General features: G+C 65.3%; 13 protein-coding genes. 6 read left to right on the top strand and 7 right to left on the bottom strand.

The features are described 5' to 3' along the window. Positions 1-16 precede the first annotated feature (16 nt). Positions 17-2614 carry a valine--tRNA ligase gene (gene valS / locus QMG83_RS09745; protein ID WP_283505169.1) on the bottom strand — a complete coding sequence of 866 codons (2598 nt, stop codon included), beginning with the start codon at positions 2612-2614 and terminating at the stop codon, positions 17-19. Between the two features lie 138 nt (positions 2615-2752). Between valS and QMG83_RS09740 the strand changes: the two genes are divergently transcribed. Then, entirely contained in the window at positions 2753-3025 is a 273-nt protein-coding gene (locus tag QMG83_RS09740) for a hypothetical protein (protein ID WP_283505168.1), read from the top strand. Here QMG83_RS09740 and QMG83_RS09735 read toward each other — a convergent pair whose 3' ends face one another. The 3 genes from QMG83_RS09735 to QMG83_RS09725 all read right to left on the bottom strand — a co-directional run bounded on the left by QMG83_RS09735 (position 3026) and on the right by QMG83_RS09725 (position 6848). Further along, entirely contained in the window at positions 3026-4246 is a 1221-nt protein-coding gene (locus QMG83_RS09735; protein WP_283505167.1) for a hypothetical protein, read from the bottom strand. It lies immediately after the preceding gene. A gap of 125 nt (positions 4247-4371) precedes the next feature. Next, entirely contained in the window at positions 4372-5370 is a 999-nt protein-coding gene (locus QMG83_RS09730) for a mechanosensitive ion channel family protein (RefSeq protein ID WP_283505166.1), read from the bottom strand. Between the two features lie 134 nt (positions 5371-5504). Then, a complete protein-coding gene (locus QMG83_RS09725; RefSeq protein ID WP_283505165.1) occupies positions 5505-6848 on the bottom strand; it encodes an MFS transporter in 1344 nt (447 codons plus the stop codon). A 269-nt stretch (positions 6849-7117) separates the two neighbouring features. On the opposite strand from QMG83_RS09725, the gene ileS reads away from it, so the two are divergent. Genes ileS through ndk form a run of 4 tightly spaced genes read left to right on the top strand, consistent with a single transcriptional unit; the run spans position 7118 to position 12763 of the window. Continuing rightward, the gene (gene ileS, locus QMG83_RS09720; RefSeq protein WP_283505164.1) at positions 7118-10414 is read left to right on the top strand and encodes an isoleucine--tRNA ligase; all 3297 of its coding nucleotides are present in this window, start codon (positions 7118-7120) and stop codon (positions 10412-10414) included. After that, positions 10407-11930, top strand: coding sequence for a bifunctional folylpolyglutamate synthase/dihydrofolate synthase (locus QMG83_RS09715; RefSeq protein WP_283505163.1), 1524 nt, complete (start codon positions 10407-10409; stop codon positions 11928-11930). Before ileS ends, QMG83_RS09715 begins: the two co-directional genes overlap by 8 nt. Continuing rightward, positions 11927-12316 carry a DUF4233 domain-containing protein gene (locus QMG83_RS09710; protein ID WP_283505162.1) on the top strand — a complete coding sequence of 130 codons (390 nt, stop codon included), beginning with the start codon at positions 11927-11929 and terminating at the stop codon, positions 12314-12316. Before QMG83_RS09715 ends, QMG83_RS09710 begins: the two co-directional genes overlap by 4 nt. Before the next feature lie 33 nt (positions 12317-12349). Next, positions 12350-12763: a nucleoside-diphosphate kinase gene (gene ndk, locus QMG83_RS09705; RefSeq protein WP_283505161.1), complete on the top strand. Its 414-nt coding sequence runs from the start codon at positions 12350-12352 to the stop codon at positions 12761-12763. Between the two features lie 70 nt (positions 12764-12833). Here ndk and QMG83_RS09700 read toward each other — a convergent pair whose 3' ends face one another. Beyond that, complete coding sequence (locus QMG83_RS09700; RefSeq protein ID WP_283505160.1) at positions 12834-13427, bottom strand: vitamin K epoxide reductase family protein; 594 nt, start codon at positions 13425-13427, stop codon at positions 12834-12836. A gap of 384 nt (positions 13428-13811) precedes the next feature. Here QMG83_RS09700 and QMG83_RS09695 point away from each other — a divergent pair, with 384 nt between their 5' ends. Next, the gene (locus tag QMG83_RS09695) at positions 13812-16403 is read left to right on the top strand and encodes a ribonuclease E/G (RefSeq protein ID WP_283505159.1); all 2592 of its coding nucleotides are present in this window, start codon (positions 13812-13814) and stop codon (positions 16401-16403) included. A 62-nt stretch (positions 16404-16465) separates the two neighbouring features. Here QMG83_RS09695 and QMG83_RS09690 read toward each other — a convergent pair whose 3' ends face one another. Then, complete coding sequence (locus QMG83_RS09690; RefSeq protein ID WP_283505158.1) at positions 16466-16765, bottom strand: metal-sensitive transcriptional regulator; 300 nt, start codon at positions 16763-16765, stop codon at positions 16466-16468. After that, entirely contained in the window at positions 16762-18414 is a 1653-nt protein-coding gene (locus QMG83_RS09685; protein WP_283505157.1) for an FAD-dependent oxidoreductase, read from the bottom strand. The genes QMG83_RS09690 and QMG83_RS09685 overlap by 4 nt, the downstream gene beginning before the upstream one ends. Positions 18415-18449: the final 35 nt, after the last annotated feature.

Raw genomic sequence — 18449 nt, 5'->3', positions numbered from 1 at the left:
GAACGCCCTCTCTCGGCTACTCAGCGACCTCGGCAAGCACGATATCCCGAACCTCGATCGACTCTGATTCCTCGAACTCTACGCTGGCGATGCGACCCACGGCCGAAAGATCGCCCAGACCGAGCTTCAGGATGGCCGGACCCGCGATCGTGGCCGAGACCACGTCCGCCTTCTGCGAGACCTTCGCGTCGGTCTTGGCGCGGCGGATTCCGATCAGCGCCGCACTCACCGCGCCGAGCAGGCCGCTCGGGGCTGCCGTGACGCCGGTGTCGGCGGTCGTCGGCCAGGCCGCCGTGTGCACCGACTCGTCGTGCGTCCAGCTCCACACCTCTTCGGTGGCGAACGGAAGGTATGGTGCGAGAAGGCGCACGAGCACCTCGATGACCGTGCGCAGGGCGATCGCGGCGCTCGCCTGATCCTCGGGGGTGGATGCGCCGTATGCGCGCTCCTTGACGAGCTCCATATAGTCGTCGGTGAAGGTCCACAGGAACTTTTCGGTGACCTCGAGGGCCTTGGCGTGATCGAAGTCTTCGAGCGCGGCGGTGGCGATCTCGATGACCGAGTTCAGTTCGGCGAGCACGTCGATGTCGAGGGGTTCCGTGACGGCGCTGGAGGAGGGGTCGGCCGGCAGTGGGAACGAGTAGACGAACTTCGCCGCGTTCAGAACCTTGATGGCCAGTCGGCGACCGATCTTGATCTGCTTCGGGTTCTGCGGGTCGAATGCTGCGTCCGTGCCGAGGCGGCTCGATGCCGCCCAGTAGCGCACGGCGTCGGAGCCGTGGTCGTCGAGCATGCCCTTCGGGGTGACCACGTTGCCCTTCGACTTCGACATCTTTTTGCGGTCGGGGTCGACGATGAAGCCGGAGATTCCGGCGTTCTTCCACGGCACCTTGCCCTCTTCGAGCTCGGCGCGCAACACCGTCGAGAACAGCCAGGTGCGGATGATGTCCTGGCCCTGGCTGCGAAGCGAGTACGGGAACACGAGATCGAAGAGCTCAGGATCTGTCGCCCAGCCGCCGGCGATCTGCGGGGTCAGCGACGAGGTGGCCCAGGTGTCCATGATGTCGAGCTCACCGACGAAGGTGACTCCACGGTCGGCCTCGGCGAATCCGGGGGGAACGTCGCTGGACGGGTCGATCGGCAGCGTTTCTTCTGCTGGGACGATCGGATCGCCCTTCGTGCCCTCGGCGTCCAGGTGGTACCAGACGGGGATCGGCACACCGAAGAAGCGCTGGCGCGAGATGAGCCAGTCACCGGTGAGGCCCCCGACCCAGTTCTCGTAGCGGACGCGCATGTGGTCTGGGGTGAAGTCGATCTGCTTGCCCGCCTCGATCAGGCGTGCACGCAGTGCGGCGTCGCGCGCTCCGTTCTTGATGTACCACTGACGGGTCGAGATGATCTCGAGCGGCTTGTCGCCCTTCTCGAAGAACTTCACGGAGTGCGTGATCGGCTTGGTGTCGCCGATCATCTCACCGCTGGCCTTGAGCAGTTCGACGATCTTCGCCTTGGCGCTGAAGACGGTCTTGCCGGCGAGCTCGGCATACGCGGCCTTGGCGGCATCCGTCTCGATCGCCTCGGGAGCGTCAGCCACAATGCGGCCGTCTGCGCCGATGATGGTGCGGTTGGGCAGGTCGAGTTCGCGCCACCAGACCACGTCGGTCACATCGCCGAAGGTGCAGATCATGGCGATGCCTGATCCCTTGTCTTTCTGGGCGAGGTGATGCGCCACGATGGGCACCTCGACGCCAAAGATCGGGGTGGTGACGGTGGTGCCGAACAGCGACTGGTAGCGCTCGTCATCGGGATGCGCCACCAGTGCCACACACGCGGCGAGCAGCTCGGGGCGGGTCGTCTCGATGTGGATGTCGTCGCCACCGTCGCGGTGGAACGCGAGGCGGTGGTAGGCGGCGGGCTGCTCTTTGTCTTCGAGCTCGGCCTGCGCGACGGCCGTGCGGAACGTGATGTCCCAGAGTGTCGGGGCCTCGGCCTGGTACGCCTCACCGCGGGCAAGGTTGCGCACGAACGCACGCTGTGCGGCCAGCTGCGCCTCGTGACCGATGGTCCGGTATGACAGCTTCCAGTCGACGCTCAGACCCAGCTGGCGCCACAGATCCTCGAACTGCTTCTCGTCCTCAGCGGTGAGGGTCTCGCACAGTTCGATGAAGTTGCGGCGCGAGATCGGCTGCTGGTCCGCGGCCTTGGATGACGCGTTGTCTCCACCCTGCAGCGGGGGAACGAATCCGGCGTCGTAGGCCAGCGTCGGGTCGCAGCGCACGCCGTAGTAGTTCTGCACGCGGCGCTCGGTGGGTAGTCCGTTGTCGTCCCATCCCATCGGATAGAAGATGTGCTTACCGCGCATGCGCTGGAACCGGGTGACCAGATCCATGTGGGTGTAGCTGAATACGTGCCCGATGTGCAGGCTGCCCGACGCGGTCGGCGGGGGAGTGTCGACGGAGAAAAGCTCGGCCGGCCCAGCGGCGAGGGCGGCGTCACGATCGAACTGGTAGGTGCCCCTGGCTTCCCACTGGGGGGCCCATTTGCCTTCGAGGCCTTCGAGTGCTGGCTTCTCCGGGATGCGGGAGTCGGCGTTCGAGGCGGCGTGGTCAGAAGACATGGTGCTCCAATTCGATGTATGCGGCACCGAGTCTGTATCGCCGGTCTTTGAGAGATCTGACGATGGGGTGCCTGAGTGTGACAGTCGAGTCGATTCTATCCGGGCGCGAGGCACCGGCCAGCCGTCTAGTCTGGGGCGATGAACCGACGGCGCGTGACCATCGACCTGCGCCGACCTACCCTGAGGCTGCACTTCGGGGTGCGTCCGACCATCGTGATCGACGGTGTGTCGCAACCCACCCAGTGGGGCGTCGGCACCTGGCTGGTCGAGGCGGACGGCGAGTCCGGCGTGGACGTGTTCCTCTTCGCCAAGGGTCACACCTTCGGCCGTGCGCACTCGGCGCTCGGCGGGGATGCGCTCACCTACGTCGCGCCGCGCCTTCCGTTCGGCGGCGGCCGATTCGTGAACTGATCAACGGCACTGCATCGTGAGCGCGATCTGCGCGTCGGTGGGGCGACCGTAGATGGATTCGCCGCTGCCGTCCTCCGAATACCCCATGCCGATCGCCCAGGCCGTGGCCCACACCTCATCCTGTGAGTCAAACGCGGTGCTGAACAGGTCGTAGCACTTGGAGGTGATCGAATGGCCGATCTCGTGAGCGACGAGCGAGGCAACGGCCGAGTTCACGCCCCACAGTTCAGCGACACTGTTCGACAGGCTCACCGTCGAGTACCCCGGGGCCGCGGTGTTCCACGTCGAGTAGCCGCCGTACCCGTTTCCGTCCCCATAGCCGTTCACGATGGGAGCCCAATCGAAGTCGAGCAGAACGCCCCCGGCGATGGAACGCGCGAACGCCTCGACCGCCACCCGCTGCCCGTACAGCGGGCCGGCCTTCTGCGCCTCCTCCGATGCGTGGGATGCCTGCAACTGCTGGGCGGCGGTGACATAGTTCGCGATCTCGGGTGCCAGCTCGCCGCTCCAGTAGAGCGATGCCTCGACGGAGTCCACCACGGATACGTATGAGATGTGCACGAGGTTCTCGGCGGAATAGTTGGCGGCCAGCAGCGCGTCCGCGCTCGGCCTGATCGTGGCGATGAGTGCGTCACCCGCGGTCATGGTGCCGTGCATCTCGGTGGCGAGTTCGGCGACAGCGGTCGTGAGGTCGTCTGCTCTGGATGTCAGCGCCGGAGTCTCGGCGGTGAGCTCGGCGGTGGCGGCATCCAGTTCGGAGACCCCCGTCGGCCTTTCGCCGAGCGTCGGAACGGTGGTGTCGAAGCCCGTCACCGCATCTGCTGCTGCCGCGAGGGCGTCCCGGGATGCGGCAAGAGCCGCCTTCTGCTCGGCACCGACGTAGCCGTCCGCGGCCGCAGCCAGGGTGTCGTCCGCGATCACGACGTAGTCGGCGGCGAACCCCATCAGCTCGTCGGCGTCATCCACCAGGGACTGCAGGCTGGTGGCGGCATCCGTTCGATCGGCCAGAGCGTCGTCGTAGCGAGCGTTGGCAGCGTTGGATTGCTGCACGGCGATGCCGACCGGGATGGCGATGGCCAGAATCAGCGCGACAGCGCCGGCCGCAATTGCGATCGTGGCTCGACGAGAGGGCAGCCGGAAGCGACCGCCCCGAGGTGGCAATGACTCGGCCGCCACCGCAGGTTCCGGCACAGCGGGATCCGAAGCATGGTTGTCGCTCATGTTTCGAGTATGGATGCTCCGCCGCCGCCGCAACATGGGCAGTGGTGCCCGTTCTCACCGGCCCATGTGGCACAAACTGCTCGATCCCGCGGCGGGTGGAGCGGTTCGGGACAGGCGACGGCTGGCTACCCAGCGTCAGCGTCGAGATCCGCGCCGACATCGTCGACGGCGTCGTTGTCGCTTGCCGCATCGACCGGCTGCGCGGCTCGCGAGACCGCATCGGCAGGCTCGGCGGTTTCGGCAAGCCCGAGAGCTCGCCGGGCATCCTCGCCACTCAGCCCAAGGAGGGTCTTGACGTGCAGGTCGCTCTGCGGGAAGGGGATCTCGATGCCGTGCGCTTCCAAAGCGGAATGCAGGGCCCAGTTATAGGCCGCGGTCACAGCCGCAGGCTTTTTCGTCGCCTCAGGGTTGAGCCAGATGACGAGTTCGAAGTTCAGCGAGCTCGAGCCGAATTCGACGAGCCAGACCTGTGGACGTTGCGGACCGTCGAGATGCAGGGTGAACGGCACCGCCGCGGCCGCTTCAAGCGCCGCCTCCTTCACCGTGTTCTTGTCGGTGCCGTAGGCGACGCCGAATGGCACACGCAGGCGTCGTCGTACGTCGCGGTAAGTCCAGTTCACCACTCGGCCTGAGACGAATTCCGAGTTCGGCACCAGGATGTCGATGTTGTCGTTGGTGACGATCGTCGTAGCCCGGATTTTGATGTCGCGCACCTCGCCGGTCACACCGGATTCGAGCTCCACAAAATCCCCGACCTTCAGAGACTTGTCGATCAGCAGCACGATTCCCGAGATGAAGTTGCTGAACAGCGACTGCAAACCGAAGCCGAGACCGACCCCGAGCGCACCGCCGAGCAGCGCGAATTCGCTCAGCGGCACCCCGAGCGCCGCGATCGCTGCGAAGAAACCGATCCCCAGAACTGTGTAGGTGACCAGTCGCGAGAGGGTGTACCAGGTCGAAAGATGAGGGCTCTGCGAGCTGCGGGAACGGCGCAGAATGACGACGCGTAGTACGAACGCGATCAGGACGGCCGCCACGATGATGCCAGCCGCGGTCAGGACTTCAGCCAGCGTGATCGGCGCTCCGAAGGCGTCGACCGCGGCTCGAGCCAGGTTGCCGTTCATGTGCCGAGCAAAGCACGGCAGGTGCGGGATGCGGGAGAGGCGCGCTCAGCTGCGCCCACGTGCACCCGCGAGCCGCGGCAAATGTTCACGGAACCGTGTCCGACGCAACATTTGCCGCGGTTCGCGGCGAGGCGTTACCTCAGGATGGGATCCGCGTCGACGGCACGGGTCCAGCGCGAGGCGATGGATGCGCAGACCAGGGTGATGGCGGAGATGATCGCCAGCACGACGCCGGGGTGCCACCACGCGCCATCCGTCGCAATCGACAAGCCCTGGGTGGCGAACGGGATGATGCCGGAGAGCGCGGCCGCGACCGCGTAGGCGATCGACATGGCGCTGTACCGGACGGGGCCGCCGAAGATGTTCGCCATCAGGCCGCCGAGTCCTGCCCACGCGAGGGTCGGCAGGATTCCGCCGATGATCATCGTGCCGACCAGGATCTGGAAGGTGGCGAACTGCAGCAGGAAGTACATCGGGAACGCGATGAGCAGGGTTCCGATGGCGCCGATTACGACCACACGGGCGGGACCGATGTGGTTCGCGAGCACCCCGAACAGTGGGATGGTCACGAGCTGCAGCAGGCTGCCGATCAGGGTGGCGAGCGCAAGGTCGGGGTACGAGAACCCGAGCACGCTGATGCCGTAACCGATCGTGTACGTGTTCATGAGCGAGTACGACCCGATCCCGAGCATTGCTGCTCCGACCGCGACCAGGATTGCGACCGGGTACTTGCGGAACGCGGCCAGCACAGGGATGCGCTCGCGCTTCTTCTCGACCACGAGCTGGGTGAAGACCGGGGTCTCGTTGATCGCGAGGCGCAGGTAGAGAGACACGGCCAGCAGCGGGAAGGCGAGCAGGAACGGAATACGCCAGCCCCACTCGAGCATGGCGTCGCCGCCGATGATCGTCGGCAGGATGAGCAGCAGGGCTCCGGTGAGGATCGTGCCGACGGGGGAGCCGAGCTGGGGCAGTGCGGCGTAGAGTCCGCGACGCTTCGGCTCCGCGTGTTCGACAGCGATCAGGATGCCGCCACCCCACTCGCCGCCGAGCGACAGCCCTTGCGCGATTCGCAGGAGCAGAAGCAGCAGCGGCGCGGCGATGCCGATCGTGGCGAAGTCGGGCAGCAGCCCGATCAGGCCGGTGGCCACGCCCATGATCGTGATCGTGATCAGCAGGGTGCGCTTGCGGCCGATGCGGTCGCCCAGGTTGCCGAAGATCGCGGCTCCGATGGGGCGGACAATGAACGCGACGGCGATGACGGCGAATGAGCCGAGCAGCCCCGCGGCCGGATCCAGATCGGGAAAGAACAGTGCGGGGGCGAAGATCGCGCTGAAATACGCGAAGACGTAGAAGTCGAATGCTTCGAGGGATGAGCCGACAAGTGCGGCCCAGACTGCCTTGCGAGCCGTGGGACGGTCGAAGAGCGGGGCGGGTGTTGCTTCTGTAGTGGTTGGCGCTTTGCCACTGGTGGTAGTCACAAAGAGTAAAGCTTACGAGTTGGGTGGCGCATTCCCGCATCCCTCATATTCCGGGCGCTCGCTGCCGCTACACTTGACGCAGAATGACGTTGATCCGGCCATCACCGGGGAGTTCTCGGAAGAACGGGTGCAAGCCCCAGTAGAGCCGAGCGGGTAAGCCCGTCACAGCAGTGAGAGAGGCCAACGCGCGTAACAGCGTGAGGGCAAGCGGGGTGGTACCGCGGCAGCAATGTCGTCCTCGTGTTGAGACAACACCAGGAGCCGCACACATGTCGTACCCCCGCCACACCCCCGACGAGCCTGTCGCGCCGTCACCGCGCTTCCCCGAGATCGAGGAGCGCGTTCTCAGTTTCTGGAAGACGGATGGCACCTTCCAGGCGTCCATCGACCAGCGCGACGGCGCACCGGAGTGGGTCTTCTACGACGGCCCTCCCTTTGCCAACGGGCTTCCGCACTACGGTCACCTCCTGACCGGATACGCGAAAGACCTGTTCCCCAGGTTCCAGACCATGCGCGGCAAGCAGGTGCACCGCCGCTTCGGGTGGGACACCCACGGCCTGCCGGCAGAGCTCGAGGCGATGCGTCAGCTGGGCATCACCGAGAAGGCGCAGATCGAAGAGATGGGCATCGCGGTCTTCAACGCGAAGGCCCGCGAATCCGTGCTCGCCTACACGAAGGAGTGGGAGGACTACGTCACCCGCCAGGCGCGCTGGGTCGACTTCGAGAACGACTACAAGACGCTGGATGTCACGTTCATGGAGTCCGTCATCTGGGCGTTCAAGCAGCTGCACACCAAGGAGCTCGCCTACGAGGGGTTCCGCGTGCTGCCGTATTGCTGGCACGACGAGACTCCGCTCTCCAACCACGAGCTGCGCATGGACGATGACGTCTACAAGATGCGCCAGGACCAGTCGGTCACCGTGACGTTCGCGCTGGATGGCGCCAAGGCCGAAAGCCTCGGCCTGACCGCCGTGCGCGCTCTCGCCTGGACGACGACACCGTGGACCCTCCCGACGAACCTCGCGCTCGCCGTGGGACCCGACATCGACTACTCCGTCGTGCCGAGCGGTCCGCTGGGTGGCGGTGACGGGGCGGCAGAGGGTGTCGCCGACTACCTGCTGGCAACGGACACGATCAGCGCATACGCGAAAGAGCTCGGCTACGAGTCGGCGGATGCCGCGGCATCCGCGATCACCCGGACGCTGAAGGGTCGCGAGCTCGAGGGCGTGCGCTACGCCCGATTGTGGGATTACTTCGCGGATGCCGCCGAATGGGGCACCGAGAACGCCTGGCAGATCCTTGTCGCCGAGTACGTGGCCACCGGTGAGGGCACCGGCATCGTGCACCAGGCCCCCGCCTTCGGTGAAGACGACCAGCTGGTGTGTGCTGCGGCGGGCATCCCGGTCATCCTGTCTGTCGATGACGGCGGCAAGTTTCTGAGCGTCATCGAGGATGTCGCGGGCCTGCAGGTGTTCGAGGCCAACAAGCCGCTCATCCGCAAGCTGCGTGACGACGCACGACTCATGCGTGTGGCGAGCTACGAGCACAGCTACCCGCACTGCTGGCGTTGCCGCAACCCGCTGATCTACAAGGCCGTGTCGAGCTGGTTCGTGAAGGTCCCGGAATTCCGCGACCGCATGGGCGAGCTCAACCAGGAGATCAACTGGGTTCCCGAGAACGTCAAAGACGGCCAGTTCGGCAAGTGGGTCGCGAACGCGCGCGACTGGTCGATCAGCCGCAACCGATACTGGGGCAGCCCCATCCCGGTCTGGAAGAGCGACGACCCCGACTACCCGCGCGTCGATGTCTACGGCTCACTCGCCGAGCTCGAAGCAGACTTCGGGCGTCTGCCGTTGAACGCGGACGGCGTGCCAGACCTGCACCGTCCCTACATCGACGAGCTGACCCGTCCGAACCCCGACGACCCGACCGGCCGCTCGACCATGCGCCGCATCGAGGACGTGCTCGACGTCTGGTTCGACTCGGGATCCATGCCGTTCGCGCAGGTGCACTATCCGTTCGAGAACCAGGAGTTCTTCGAGGCGCACAACCCCGCAGACTTCATCGTCGAGTACATCGGCCAGACACGCGGCTGGTTCTACATGCTGCACGTGCTGTCGACCGCGCTGTTCGACCGGCCGGCGTTCAAGAACGTCATCAGCCATGGCATTGTGCTCGGCAGCGACGGGCAGAAGATGTCGAAGAGCCTGCGCAATTACCCCGACGTGAACGAGGTGTTCAACCGCGACGGCGCCGACGCGATGCGCTGGTTCCTGATGTCGTCGTCGGTGATCCGCGGCGGCAACCTCGTCGTCACCGAGGAGGGCATCCGCGCTGGCGTGCGCGAGCTCATGCTTCCGCTGTGGAGCACGTACTACTTCTTCGCCCTGTACGCGAACGCGAGCGACTACGAGGCCACCTGGAGCACAGCCTCCGAGAACCTCCTCGACCGCTACATCCTCGCCAAGACCGGCGAGCTGGTTCGGGATGTCACGGCCGACCTCGAGGCGCTCGACAGCCCCATCGCCGCGGCCAGGCTTCGAGACTTCGCCGACGTTCTGACCAACTGGTATGTCAGGCGCAGCCGCGACCGGTTCTGGCAGGGCGACCACGACGCGTTCGACACTCTGTTCACCGTGCTCGAGACCGTCATGCGCGTTGCTGCTCCGCTCATCCCGCTGATTGCGGAGGAAGCGTGGCGGGGGCTCACGGGTGGCCGCAGTGTGCACCTGACGGACTGGCCAGACGCCTCGGCGTTCCCGGCCGACCATGAGCTTGTCGCCGAAATGGATTACGTGCGTGAGATCGCCTCGGCGGGGCTCGCGCTGCGCAAGAACCGCTCCTTGCGCGTTCGACTGCCGTTGGCCAAGCTGACGATCGTCACCACCCGCAGCGAATGGTTCGACGGTGTGCAGGGCATCCTGGGCGAAGAGTTGAACCTCAAGGCCGTCGACTTCGAGCCCCTCGCCGACGGTTCCCTCGAGAACTTCGGCATCAGCCGCAAGCTCACGGTCAACGCTCGCGCACTCGGCCCGCGATTGGGCAAGCAGGTGCAGCAGGTGATCCAGGCGGCGAAGGCCGGAGACTGGGCCGCGTCCGGCGCCGATGGCGTGATCGCCGGGGGAGTCGAACTGCTCGCTGGCGAGTTCGAGCTGCAGCCGGAGGCACTGGATGAGTCGAGTGCGATCGCGTTCCTCGCCGACGGCGGGTTCATCATCCTCGACACCCAGTCGACTCCTGAGCTTGAGGCTGAGGGGTTGGCGCGCGACCTCATCCGTGCCATCCAGGACACCAGGAAGGCCGCCGGACTCGATGTCAGCGACCGCATCACGCTGTCGATCATGGGGTCATCAGAAACCGATATCGCAGCACTCGAGTCGTTCTCCGACACCATCGGGGGCGAGACGCTGGCGACCGGGATCGACTTCGCTGTGTCACCCGAACCCGAGATGTCTGCGCTCGACTCGATGGTCGGCTCACAACGTGCAACGCTTAAGGCTGGCCAATACGCGAATGACGGCGTGCTGGTCATCGACGTCTGGAAATCGGGAGCAGTAAATGTCTGACAACGGTGAATCCGGTCGCGGCGACAACGAAGGCTTCGATACCGGCGACGAGTTCGACGAAAGCGACCTCGGCGATGACAACGCCAACCCGCTCGCCGACCTGAGCCCGTTCGCCCAGGGCGATGAGGGCACGAATCTCGACGACGATTCCGACTTCGAGCTCGAAGACACCGAGTATCAGGATGACGCGGATCGCGTCTACGACGAATTGCTGGCCCGCATCGGCGAGGCAGCTCCCCAGCCGCGGCTCGAAGCCACGCGTCGTGCCGTCGAGCTGCTGGGCGACCCGCAGGCAACCTTCCCGATCGTGCACATCACGGGCACGAACGGAAAGACCTCAACGAGTCGCATCACCGAGAGCATCCTCCGCGCGTACGGGCTTCGCACCGGGCTGCTGACGAGCCCACATCTTCGCCGCGTCAACGAGCGCATCGTGATCGATGGACAGCCCATCTCGAACCGCGCCCTTGCCGCCAACTGGGCTGACATCCGCCCGTTTATCGACATGGTCGACGCCGAGCTGATCGCCTCCTCCGAGGAGCCGCTCACCTTCTTCGAGGCGCTCACGGTGCTGGCCTATGCGAGTTTCGCCGATGCTCCGGTGGATGTTGCGGTCATCGAGGTCGGGATGGGTGGCGAATGGGATTCCACGAACGTCGCCGATGGGCAGGTTGCCGTCTTCACGCCGATCGCGCTCGACCACACCCAGCGCCTCGGGTCGACGATCGCGGAGATCGCGCGAACCAAATCCGGAATCATCAAGCCACTGGCTAACGTCGTCTCGGCGAGCCAGACCGACGATGCGCTTGCAGAGCTTGAGCGTGCCGTCGAGCTCACCGAGGCCACCTTCGCCGTGGAGGGCTCGGGTTTCGAGCTGCTGGGGTCGAACGTCGCCGTGGGCGGACAGGTCATTTCGGTGAAGGGGCTGGCCGGCACGTACACCGATCTCTTCCTGCCGATGTTCGGCGATCACCAGGGTCACAATGCGGCCCTCGCGATCGCCGCCGTCGAGTCGTTTCTCGGCGCGGGAAGCCAGGCGCTGGTCGGCGATGTGCTGGCCGAGGGGCTCGCGACCGCGACATCCCCAGGCCGACTGCAGATTATCGGCACAGAGCCGACGGTGATCGTGGATGCCGCGCACAACCCCCACGGAGCCACCGCCCTGGCCGCGGCGATCTCCACCTACTTCACGTTCGATGAGGTTGTCGTCGTGCTCAGCGTGCTTGAAGACAAGGATGCGCGCGGAATCATCGCAGCGCTCGCGCCCGTGGCCACTCGCATCCATGTGACCCAGTCGCACTCCGATCGCGCCATCGACCACGAGGAGCTCGCCGAGCTCGTGCGTGACGGATGCAGCGACGACGCGACGTTCACCTTCGACACTTTCGAGCAGGCGATTGAGGATGCCCGTGACTGGGCCGCGGAAGCACCGCGCCGCGCCGTCCTGGTCACCGGCTCGATCACGCTCGTGGGCGACGCGATCGAACTCGCGGCCGCCGAGAAGTGGAAGCAGTGACCGACACCAACCCACCCGCACCGCGCGTGAGGCGCGTGCGTTCGACGACCGAGACGCTGCTCAGCATCGTGCTCGTGCTCGAGGCCGTGCTGCTTTTCTTCGTCACGCTGACGGTATTCGGACTCAAGGCGCTGCCTCCGGTTCCCGCATTCGTGGGCGGTGGCGTGCTGATCGTCGCGCTCATTGTCGCCGGACGTCTGCTTCGCTACCCCTGGGGAATCTGGGTCGGGTGGGCTTTGCAGGCTGTGCTCATCGCCACCGGAATCGTTCTGACCGCCATGTATTTTGTGGCGCTCGCCTTTGTCGCGATCTGGATCTACTGCTTCGTCAAGGGTCGCCAGATCGACCAGCAGCGCGCCGCACTCGAGAATCCGACATCCACCTGATCGACCATCGCACCCACAACCCAAGGAGACCCCATGTCTGTTGAAGAATCACTCGTACTCGTCAAGCCCGACGGTGTCGCCCGCAACCTGACCGGCGAGATTCTGCGCCGTATCGAGGCCAAGGGCTACCAGCTCGTCGACATCAAGCTTGTCGAGGCTGACCTCGACCTGCTCGCCCAGCACTACGAAGAGCACCAGGGCAAGCCGTTCTACGAGCCCCTCGTCGAGTTCATGATGAGTGGCCCTGTCGTCGCGCTGCGCATCACGGGCAACCGGTGCATCGAGGGTTTCCGCGTGTTGGCAGGAACGACCGACCCGACCACTGCCGCTCCCGGCACCATCCGCGGCGACCTGGGCCGCGACTGGGGACTGAAGGTGCAGCAGAACCTTGTTCACGGCAGCGACTCGCCTGAGTCGGCAACTCGCGAGCTCGCACTCTGGTTCTAACCCCGCTGCTGCGGCGTCCGGCCTGCGCCGGGCGTCGTCGGCCCACGATCCGGCGGTAGATTCCGCAGCGTTACAGCGTGGCCAGTACGTCGAGTCTCAGCTGGGCGACGATCGCGATCACGAGGTAGCTGGCGACAGTGATCGCCGGGACCCAGGTGTACAGCGCGGCCCCGGCCCGCGACATCCTCGCACCGAATATGCCCGCCCGGGCATTGAAGAGTGTCAGCGTCCAGAACAGCGGGATGGTGGCCGACCAGACGATCATGCACCACGGGCACAGCGTGCTGAGGGCGAAGATGCTCTGATACGCCAGCCAGAGGCAGAGACCGAATGCCCCCAGTACCCCGACGTTCAGGGCGATCCAGAACCATCGTGCGAAGCCCGCTCCGGCAAGCAGCGCCACCCCGACCGCGATGGGGGCGACGAAGCCCGCCACTCCCAGGATCGGGTTGGGGAAGCCGAGGATCGCACCCTGCCATGAGTCCAGGTTCTTGCCGCACTGCACGATCACGCTGAGGTTGCAGTCGAGGTCGACCTCCGGATTCACCAGCACGGCAAGCTTGTCGAGCAACAGCGCGAGCGATGCGAGCCACCCGATCACCCCGGTGACGATGAGCACGATGGCCAGGGGAAGCGAGCGGCGAGTGGCCAGTGCCTGAGTCATGTTCGGATTATCCCATGCGCCAAATAGCCTCTAACTGAGAATGCATGCGATAATCGAGACAAGTCACCCGAGCCGCGCTCGACGTGGCACCTAATACAGATTTACCGGGCATGAAACCGGGCCAGGAATGCAGTCCAACGCTAGGTATGCGACGAACTGACCGAGGCGGATAGCAAGTTCCGTTCAATAGTGACAACAAGCTTGAGTTTGACAAATGTCTTAGTGACAAAAGCATTGATGCAGCGCGAGCAGCCCTCCCGGGGGCAGGCCCGCTGCATGACCTGAAGAATTAGCAGCAGTCCTCCGCACACATGCGGGGATAGCGCACGAGAGAGTACCCGGTGAGCGGCGCGGTCGCCCACCCGGGCTAGGAGTACGCCAGCAATGGTGAATACACACGACAACAACGCAGACGGTCCGAAGAAGAGAAGTCGCCTGTTCGGTGGCCGCAAGGCAGCACGGGATGCTGCGGCTGCGGTCCCGACGCCGGACGAAACTCCCGCGGCGCCGGCTGCGCAAAGCCAGGCTCCACGAGTGGTTGCCGAGCCGAAGGCCGACGCAGCGCCCGCCGAAAAGCCTCAGGTCACGCAGCAGGATGCCGCCGAGAAGCCAGCCTCCGACCAGCCGCCGGTGAAGCGCAACCCCCCACGCAAGGCCGCACAGGCTCCAGCCGCGGCTGATGCCGACGCCCCTGTTGCCACGACAGCGCCAGCGAAGAAGGCCCCAGCGCGCCCGAGCACGTCCCTGCTGTTCCAGGCACCGGACCTTCCCCCGATGCCCGAGCGCGCCCCCGGCCGCGAGAGCAACGCCCGTGCCGATCGTGAACCACGTGAGAAGAACGCACGCGACCAGGGCCGCGAGAACAGCCGCGACGGTGGCAACACCCGCGGTGACCAGAACAACCAGGACAACCCCGATGAGGCCGGCACAGTTCGCCGCCGCTCACGTCGTCGCCCGGGTGAGGAAGCCCGTCCCGGCGATGAGGCGCCCAACACCGTCGTGCGTGTGCGCCAGCCGCGCCCCGAGCCGGTCGTCAGCAACGAGCCCACACGCATCAAGGGCTCGACGCGACTCGAGGCGAAGAAGCAGCGCCGTCGCGATGGTCGCGACGCCGGCCGCCGCCGCCCCGTGGTCACCGAAAGCGAATTCCTCGCCCGCCGCGAGAGCGTAGACCGCATGATGGTCGTGCGTTCGAAGTTCGACCGCATCCAGATCGCTGTGCTCGAAGACAACGTGCTCGTCGAGCACTATGTGGCCAAGGCCGCAGACGCCAGCCTCATCGGCAACGTCTACCTCGGCCGCGTGCAGAACGTGCTGCCGAGCATGGAGGCTGCGTTCGTCGACATCGGTCGCGGCCGCAACGCCGTGCTGTACTCAGGCGAGGTCGACTGGGATGCCGCTGCGCTCGAGTCGGGCGAAGGCAAGACCCAGGCTCGCCGCATTGAGCTCGCACTCAAGCCCGGTGACCGGGTTCTGGTGCAGGTCACCAAAGACCCGGTTGGACACAAGGGTGCCCGTCTGACCAGCCAGGTGAGCCTCCCGGGTCGCTACCTGGTCTACGTACCCAACGGTTCGATGAGCGGCATCAGCCGCAAGCTGCCAGACACCGAGCGCGCGCGCCTCAAGAAGATCCTGAAAGAGGTGCTTCCCGAGAACGTCGGCGTGATCGTGCGCACGGCGGCCGAAGGCGCGACAGAAGAGCAGCTCACCCTCGACGTACAGCGCCTCACGAGCCAGTGGGCCGAGATCAGCCGCCAGGTCGAGACACAGCAGGCTCCGGCGCTGCTGCACTCTGAGCCAGACCTGTTGATCAAGATCGTTCGTGACGTCTTCAACGAGGACTTCCAGAAGCTTGTTGTCGATGGCCTCGACGCGAAGGGCACGATCGAGGGCTACCTGAACGCGGTTGCTCCCGACCTCTCCGAACGCGTCGAGAGCTATGACGACACGAACGTCGACTCCTTCGACAAGTTCCGCATCACCGAGCAGATCGAGAAAGCCCTCGACCGCAAGGTGTGGCTGCCGTCGGGTGGCTCGCTCGTCATCGACCGCACCGAGGCCATGACGGTCGTTGACGTCAACACCGGCAAGTTCGTCGGCTCGGGTGGAAACCTCGAAGAGACCGTCACCAAGAACAACATCGAGGCGGCCGAGGAGATCGTTCGCCAGCTCAGGCTGCGAGACATCGGTGGCATCATCGTCGTCGACTTCATCGACATGGTGCTCGAGTCGAACCGCGACCTCGTGTTGCGTCGTCTCGTCGAGTGCCTCAGCCGCGACCGGACGAAGCATCAGGTGGCTGAGGTCACCAGCCTCGGTCTGGTGCAGATGACCAGGAAGAAGCTGGGACTCGGACTTCTCGAGACGTTCAGTGAGCCCTGTGAGGTCTGCTCCGGACGCGGTGTCGTTGTGCACCACGACCCCGTCACCAAGAACCGTCAGCAGCAGCAGACGGCTCAGCCCGCAGCCGACGGCAACAGCCGTCGAGGTCGCAACCGCAACAGCGGAGGCGGCAACGGTGGTGGCAACAACAACAACGGCGGCAACGGAGGCGGAAACGGCGGCGGCCAGTCTTCCCCATCCACCTCGGTCAAGAACGGAATGGGCAGTGCTGGCACGCATGCCATCACGGAGGATGTTCGGAATGCTCTCGCGAGGGTAGCGGCGAGCACTGTGACCCACACCACCGAGATTCCGGTTCAGCAGGCCGCGCCCGCGCAGCCGGAGGCCGCTGAGGCTCCGTCGAAGGTTGAAGAGGTTTCGGTTGCTGCCGCTGAAGCGGCTGTTGCGATCCTCGATATCCCCGTGAAGAAGAACTCTCGGGCGCCTCGAAAGATCTCGACCCATGACGCCGAGCAGATCCTCGACTCAGTCCTGGATGCGCTTCCCGCGCCCAAGCAGCCCGGCCAGGGACGCTCACGCGTGTCGCGCCGCGTATCGTCGCCGATCATCACGACGGACGACAACAAGGCTTAGCTCGTTCCGAACGCCGGGTCGTCCGCGAGGATGCCCGGCGTTCGGCAGTTAACCGACGCGGTTCAGGCGAGCGTGAGGAAGATCTTTTCCAGCTCGTCCGGCGTGATGGTTTCGCTGTCGGGGTCGGCAATGCAGTTGCGCATCGCCGACGCCACGATGCTGAAACCGGCCCGATCGAGTGCCTTCGAGACGGCCGCGAGTTGGGTGACGACGTCACGGCACTCATCGCCGCGTTCGACGGCAGCGATAACGGCCGTGAGTTGCCCCTGAGCCCGGCGCAGCCGGTTCACGGCCTTCTTCTGCTGAGCTGCACGTTCCGCTCCCATGTCGTTCTGGGCAGCGCCGGTGGTGATGTCGGTCATCTGAGTCGTCCTGTCGTTGTGGTTCCGGCTGCCCAGGTGAGGTAGCCGCCGTCGAGATTGGTCACGCTGTGCCCGGACTGGGTCAGGATGCGCGTTGCGGTGTTTCCGCGCTGGCCCACCTGGCAGTGCACGATGACGTTGCCTGGCGGGATTTCGGCGACCCGGTCCCGGATCTCATCAAGCGGCACGTTGATCGCTCCGGGAATTTGCCCGCGCTCAAATTCGGCGGCGGTACGCACGTCAAGGATGGTCGCTCCGGCCTCGGCCAGTGCATCCACCTCATGCCACTGCACGGTGGGTACCAGCCCGGAGGCCGTGTTCTCGGCGACGTAGCCCGCGATGTTCACCGGATCCTTGGCCGACGCGTACTGCGGTGCATAAGCGAGTTCCAGGTTCTTCAGTTGCGAGGCTGTGATGCCAGCGCTGATGGCGACGGCGAGCACATCGATGCGCTTGTCGACTCCGTCCCTGCCGACGACCTGGGCGCCGAGAATCAGGTCGGTCGCAGGATCGACCAGGAGCTTGATCGCGAGGGGGGAGCCTCCGGGGTAGTAGGTGGCATGCGAGGCAGGATGCACGTGGATGACGCGGTGTGGGCGACCGCTGGCGACAAGCCGCGTCTCGGTCCAGCCAGTGGAGGCGGCCGTGACTCCGAACACACCGATAATCGAGGTGCCGAGGGCGGGCACGGTGTCTTCGGCAGTGCCAGCTATCGCGTCCGCCACCGCGCGCCCGTGACGGTTCGCCAGTCCCGCGAGTGCGACGAGTGTCGCCGTACCCGAGATGAGGTCGGTCTTCTCGGCCACATCGCCGACGGCGTAGATCGATGGATCGGTTGTGCGGTGCCTGACGTCGACCCAAACACCGCCGCTCTCGCCGATGCGCAACCCTGCGGACGCCGCGACGGTCACGCTCGGGGCGACGCCGGTGGAGTCGATGATCAGATCGGCCTGGATGCGTGTGCCGTCGATCAGGGTCACGATGTCGTTGTCGACCGAGCGAACCTGGGTTCCGGTGTGGATGGTGACGCCGTGCTCGGCGAGCTCGGCGGCGAGAGGCGCAACCATCTCGGGGTCGAGAGTGGGGAACACCTGGGCTCCGCGCTGAATGACGGTGGTGGCAAATCCGCGATGACGGATGTTCTCTGCCGCCTCGAGACCGATGAAGCCACCACCAACGATCACGACCGAGGAGGTGCCTGGCTCATCCAGAATCGCGTGGATGCGATCCATGTCATCGATCGTGCGCAGCGTGTGGGTTCTGGGTGAGGCCACAGCGGCAGGCAAATTCGCCGTGGCGCCCGCGGCGATGATGAGGGTGTCGTAGCCGTGAGTGCTGTCCTTGCCGGATGAGTGATCGTGCACCGTTACGGTCTTGGCGGCAGCATCGATGGCCGTGGCTTCGTGGTGAAGCTTGACGTCGATCTGGAATCTGTCGTTGAACGTCTCCGGAGAGTGAGAGATGAGCTTGTCGCGGTCGGTGATGACACCGCCTACGTAATACGGCAAACCGCAGTTCGCGAACGACACGTACGGGCCGGCCTCGAAGACGACGATCTCAGCGTTCTCGTCGAGCCGACGCAGCCGCGTTGCGGCGGCCATACCGCCAGCGACGCCACCGATGATGAGTGTTTTCTGGGAAGTCTGCATGAACCCACTATACCCCGGGGGGTATAGTAATCAAT

The organism is Salinibacterium sp. G-O1, assembly GCF_030063305.1.
GTDB lineage: Bacteria > Actinomycetota > Actinomycetes > Actinomycetales > Microbacteriaceae > Rhodoglobus.
The sequence above is the reverse complement of the archived record's forward strand: the minus strand, read 5'-3'. Positions and strand labels throughout refer to the sequence as shown.

Bases quoted from the DNA above. Each gene is read 5' to 3' on its own strand.
- valS (WP_283505169.1), bottom strand. From the start codon at position 2,614: ATGTCTTCTGACCACGCCGCCTCGAACGCCGACTCCCGCATCCCGGAG.
- QMG83_RS09740 (WP_283505168.1), top strand. From the start codon at position 2,753: ATGAACCGACGGCGCGTGACCATCGACCTGCGCCGACCTACCCTGAGG.
- QMG83_RS09735 (WP_283505167.1), bottom strand. From the start codon at position 4,246: ATGAGCGACAACCATGCTTCGGATCCCGCTGTGCCGGAACCTGCGGTG.
- QMG83_RS09730 (WP_283505166.1), bottom strand. From the start codon at position 5,370: ATGAACGGCAACCTGGCTCGAGCCGCGGTCGACGCCTTCGGAGCGCCG.
- ileS (WP_283505164.1), top strand. From the start codon at position 7,118: ATGTCGTACCCCCGCCACACCCCCGACGAGCCTGTCGCGCCGTCACCG.
- QMG83_RS09715 (WP_283505163.1), top strand. From the start codon at position 10,407: ATGTCTGACAACGGTGAATCCGGTCGCGGCGACAACGAAGGCTTCGAT.
- ndk (WP_283505161.1), top strand. From the start codon at position 12,350: ATGTCTGTTGAAGAATCACTCGTACTCGTCAAGCCCGACGGTGTCGCC.
- QMG83_RS09700 (WP_283505160.1), bottom strand. From the start codon at position 13,427: ATGACTCAGGCACTGGCCACTCGCCGCTCGCTTCCCCTGGCCATCGTG.
- QMG83_RS09695 (WP_283505159.1), top strand. From the start codon at position 13,812: ATGGTGAATACACACGACAACAACGCAGACGGTCCGAAGAAGAGAAGT.
- QMG83_RS09690 (WP_283505158.1), bottom strand. From the start codon at position 16,765: ATGACCGACATCACCACCGGCGCTGCCCAGAACGACATGGGAGCGGAA.
- QMG83_RS09685 (WP_283505157.1), bottom strand. From the start codon at position 18,414: ATGCAGACTTCCCAGAAAACACTCATCATCGGTGGCGTCGCTGGCGGT.